The sequence below is a fragment of the Bacteroides sp. genome, assembly GCF_028690125.1.
Lineage (GTDB): Bacteria > Bacteroidota > Bacteroidia > Bacteroidales > Bacteroidaceae > Bacteroides.
The window spans coordinates 1-4,870 of sequence record NZ_JAQVBV010000102.1; the positions used below are offsets into that span (position 1 = coordinate 1).

The 4,870-nt window shown below is 40.1% G+C and carries 3 protein-coding genes; 2 read left to right on the forward strand and 1 reads right to left on the reverse strand.

Annotation, left to right across the window (positions count from 1 at the left end; all coding sequences use genetic code 11):
* Positions 1-241: 241 nt before the first annotated feature.
* Both PHO71_RS25240 and PHO71_RS25245 read left to right on the forward strand, forming a co-directional pair.
* On the forward strand, positions 242-3,214 hold the full coding sequence (locus tag PHO71_RS25240; protein WP_300208947.1) for a DEAD/DEAH box helicase: 2,973 nt from the start codon (positions 242-244) through the stop codon (positions 3,212-3,214).
* A gap of 2 nt (positions 3,215-3,216) precedes the next feature.
* Complete coding sequence (locus tag PHO71_RS25245) at positions 3,217-4,191, forward strand: hypothetical protein (protein ID WP_300208948.1); 975 nt, start codon at positions 3,217-3,219, stop codon at positions 4,189-4,191.
* Between the two features lie 242 nt (positions 4,192-4,433).
* On the opposite strand, the gene PHO71_RS25250 is transcribed toward PHO71_RS25245, so the two are convergent.
* Positions 4,434-4,601, reverse strand: coding sequence for a hypothetical protein (locus tag PHO71_RS25250; RefSeq protein WP_300208949.1), 168 nt, complete (start codon positions 4,599-4,601; stop codon positions 4,434-4,436).
* Positions 4,602-4,870 lie beyond the last annotated feature (269 nt).

Sequence of the window (4,870 nt, forward strand, 5' to 3'; positions counted from 1 at the left end):
GTCGATGTCACTCTATCTAATAGAACACTTATACAGGATAAACCTGAATAATTATACAGTTAAGAAAGGATTATAGGTTACCTTTATCAACCTAAATATATTATATAAGGAGTTCATAACTAAAAATTTCCGAACTGTGGTCTTGACAAGCGTGCACATTATAGATGTAACTGTATCTTCAAATACGGACGGCAGCGTTGACCTATTTAGCGAGTTTAAAAGCAAGAACAACTGCTACTTCATGATTAGGTCAGCGGAAAGGATTAGAAGCAAACGATATATCTATACATCAGATACGATTGACTATCTTGCGCTAGGAATTAAGAACAGGTTTGGAGATTTCAAAGAATCTAAAAATACGAAAGAGCACCTTACATACTTCCTTAAACTGCTATTCAGAAAGGAAGTCTTCAGACCGGGGCAAATCCCTATATTAGACCGTGCTTTACAAAACAAAAATGTAATCGGGTTACTGCCGACTGGCGGAGGTAAGTCTCTGACATATCAATTTGCTGCAATGATGCAGCCTGGCGTGACCATTGTTATAGATCCGCTACGCTCCCTCATGAAGGATCAGTACGACGGATTGCTCAACATAGGTATCGATACTTGCTCTTTCATCAACTCTACATTAGATGGGAAAGAAAGAGATAGCCGTGAAAAGCAAATGGAATCATCCGAACTCCAATTTGTTTTTCTATCGCCTGAACGGCTATGCATATACAAATTTAGAGAAAAACTAAAGACTATGCATGACATGCATGTATATTTTTCATATGGGGTTATTGATGAAGTTCATTGCGTGTCAGAGTGGGGTCACGATTTTAGGTTTTCGTACCTTCATCTGGGACGTAATATGTACAACTACGTATGTGCAAAGGACCAAAGCAAGCGCCTTACATTATTTGGTTTAACAGCAACTGCATCGTTTGATGTGCTTTCTGATGTTGAGCGTGAACTGTCTGGTAATGGGGCTTACCCACTTGATGCCGAAACGGTAGTTCGGTACGAAAACACAGACAGGCTTGAACTCCAGTATAAGGTTGAGCGAGTTACTGTCGATTATCCTGATGATAGATACTATGATAAGAATTGCCGCCTTGAGAAAAGGTTGCCTGTTGCAGTTGACATTAGTGATAAACGGGCAGCTTACAAAAGTAAAGAGGCTGTTTTGCCTGCATATATTAGAAGAATTCCAAGCAGTATCATGGAATTACAAAGCAGCAATAGCATAGAACGTATTAAGGTTGCTTTTGCCGAAAGGCAGAACATAGAAAACTCTTTTGATGATGTGGATATCATTAGCGATATTCCTGAAGATATGTTTGCCAAACGAGACAAATATGAACAGGCTGGGATAGTTTTTTGCCCGCACCGAGATAATACGGATGTCTCGGTAGTTGCAAATGCAAATTCGCTTTCTCGAAGTATTAGTGATATCGGAATTTTTACTGGTGGAGCTGATAACAAGCAAGAGGATAGAAAGTCGTTTGAAAATCTTGACCGATTTAGAAATAACGAACTTCCGTTAATGGTTGCAACTAAGGCCTTCGGCATGGGTATAGATAAACCAAACGTACGCTTCACAATAAACATGAACTATCCTAGTTCTTTAGAGAGTTTTGTACAGGAAGCAGGGCGTGCAGGTCGTGATAAAAAAATTGCATTGGCGACTATCTTGTTCTCGGACTATAGACTGGTACGGATAAGTAAAAGATATGAAAACAATGATTTTCCGTTACTATTACTTAAAAATAAATGGTTCAAGGAAGATGATCTTAGGTCAATCCTAGCACACTACGGCATCGAAATAGAGCCAGCTTTTTTTGATATATTTACGCCAGAACATGACTTGGTTAAGATTACTTGCAGAAGAAACAACAAGATGTTTGGGTTTAAAGAATGTAGTGAAGACGGCTGTGATAATTTCGCAGATTGCAAATTAAGAACTATACCCAATGAAGCACGAGGCTTTCGATATTATGCTGATCTTGAAGCAGTTCTTTCTAAAGCGGGCATGGAAGTGCCTCAGAAGGACTTGCAGTATTTGAATCCAGATTACGACACCGTTATTTACTTCTACAACAATAATTTCAAAGGTGACCTTGTTGAGAAGAAAGCTATGCACAGATTACTTAGCCAGTCTGTTGTTGAGGTTTTCGTCGGCGATAGCGCTGAACACAAACCAGCTGAGACTGTGGAAATCAGCAACTTGCTTGAAAAAGTCTTGTCAGCCGATGTGGGCACGGAGATTGTCGCTTTCATCACATATAGTGATGACGAGAATGCGCCTAACAATTACTCGGATGTAGCGAAAGCAATATACCGAATGTGCTGCATTGACCTGATTGATGACTTTACGCAGGATTACTCTACGCATAGATTTAGAATCGTCATTACGCGCAATTCCGACGGAGCCTATTATGGTGGCCTGAAGCGCTTTATGATGCGGTATTATTCCGACGGACGCGCATCAGAGCTTCTTGAGGATGTGCCAAACTATAAAGGCCAGAACGAAATACACAAGTGCCTTGGATATCTAACGGATTTCATCTATAACAAAATAGCAGTCAAGCGGAAACGAGCCATTGATGACATGCGCCTGTTTTGCATTCAAGGCCTTGACGATACTAAAGATTGGAAAGAGGTAAATGAAAACCTAAAAGACTTCATTTACTACTACTTTAATTCGAAGTATGCCAATGATAATTATGTGGCGGATACAGGCGAGCCGTTCTCACTTACTATTGATACCGATAGGGGAAAAGTGAGTTCTTTAGATATAGTCGTAAAATACATGAGAGTGATAGACGATGATTTGGTTGGCGGCGGTGGTACACAGATTGATAATCTTAAACACCTCCAAGGCGCTGTTAGATTAATAAGGCGAGCATTGACCGACACCAATCCGGCATTGGCGTTGTTGAATGTTTTCTGCCTAGCTCACTTGGGTACAAACAATAACGTATCATTAGAAAATGAGATTATTGAAGATTACCGGCAAGGATTACTGGCATTTGTTGAAACTTCGGAGTGTAAAGAGGAGTATTGGTGTTTCTTCGAATCATTCCATGGGGCTATTGGGGACCTTCTGCAGCAGTATGATTTATCAAAGCTATCAAGCATTAAAGAAGAGATACTTGTAAAAGCACATCTTGCGGTTTTGCGGGGATTGAAAAATAAATATTGTGGACAGGAGCTCGAAAGGGGTTAAGTATGAGTTACAATGAAATAATGGAAATAAGCAAGGTGATAGGGAAAATTGAAGACGAGCTTCGTGACATCAAATCTGCAAAAGAGCAGGCAGAAGCTGTTATAGGTTCAAATAAAGTGCTAAGTGACTCTCTTCAGGCTCTTTTTGATTCTGCAAACAACGTGACAAAGACGTTGGAGAAAAGTGCGCTGCAGATAATCGCCGAAACAACTAATAAACTCGATATGCTTAATATCCAAGCATCTGATTTAGACAGCTATGTTCAGCAATGTGTGTCAAAAATCAGTGAGCAATCTTCCTTGGAGCAGTCGAAGATTGGGGACGAACTTGCTAATTTGGTGCAGAACCTAATTGGAACCATCTCCGCTTCTACAAATCAGAGTTTAGAAGCAGTGGGAAATGAGCTTGCTGAATACCGAGTTTTGCTTAATGAGGCTATGAAGCAGTTTGCAGATTCTAACTCTGACGTGATTGTAAAGCAGGAAGGGCAAGTCGCAGAAATTGATAAATTAGTCGCGTGCATTCAGGAAAGACAGTGCAATCTGGACTCGAAAATTGAAGACCTAAGACAAATTGGGGACGAGTTTGGCAATTTGGTGCAGAACCTAATTGGAACCATTTCAACTTCTACAAATCAGAGTTTAGAAGCAGTGGGAAATGGGTTTGCTGAATACCGTGTTTTGCTTCATGAGACTACGAAGAAGTTTGCAGATTCTACCTCTTACGCAATTATAAAACAGGAAGGGCAAATCGCTGAAATTGGCAAGTTACTCGCTTGTATTCAGGAAAGACAGAGTGATCTGAACTCGAAAATTGAAGAGCTGAGACCAATGGATATCGTGCGTGTGTTTGATGAGATAAGTGAGATTCGTAGAATTGAATCAGAAAACGCAATGGCCGTAAAAAAGTGCAGAGTAATCGATCTCAGCGCTTTTGGGGTATGCATGGCACTTGGATGGAATTGCCATACTCATTAGACTACTTGTTATGTGAACAGTAGGTACACAGCAAGGTGAATACTACCGTATCTTCGGTGAGTGAAAGTTAAGTTTTCGAGGGGAATAAAAAAGGATCTATACCACAGGGCTGTGAGGCGGTTTTAATGCATAATTATTCTTTTGCCTTATGCACACAGCAAAAGCAAATACACATCTGACGTAGGGGGCATTGTATCATTTGATTATAGGCTAACGGAATATCAAAAAACTGCGGCGGAGAATTATGTAAGTGAGTTAGGTTGTTCTGTAGATAAATCAATACAATGAACGAAAGAGAATGTACCAGCAACAAAGCCTGTACCAAAGTCAGCAACCATGACACCAAAAACAACGACGACAGCACCAAGTACAAGTAAAGGCGTACCATCTACAACAGGTTCTGGAACCATGTATGATGAAGATGTTTTCTCCACTAAAAGGAGCATTTAGTAATCAGCTATAATAGAGAAGAGTAGTAACCTTGATGACTGGGAGGTGCCAGGACCGGATGGTTGCTATAGCGCTGGTAAGGCATATGGAGTCCAAGGGTTTAATTAAGAAATGAAAAAAATGCACGATCTATGTAAGCTGAAAGTAGAATGTTTTGACAGAGTTACGCAGTGAGATGTTTTGAAATACCATATCATTAAAATGAAAAAAATTATGAACGAAAAACCAT

What these genes read in the sequence shown, in the direction of transcription:
- PHO71_RS25240 (WP_300208947.1), top strand. Translation starts at nt 242, where the DNA reads ATGATTAGGTCAGCGGAAAGGATTAGAAGCAAACGATATATCTATACA.
- PHO71_RS25245 (WP_300208948.1), top strand. Translation starts at nt 3,217, where the DNA reads ATGAGTTACAATGAAATAATGGAAATAAGCAAGGTGATAGGGAAAATT.
- PHO71_RS25250 (WP_300208949.1), bottom strand. Translation starts at nt 4,601, where the DNA reads ATGGTTCCAGAACCTGTTGTAGATGGTACGCCTTTACTTGTACTTGGT.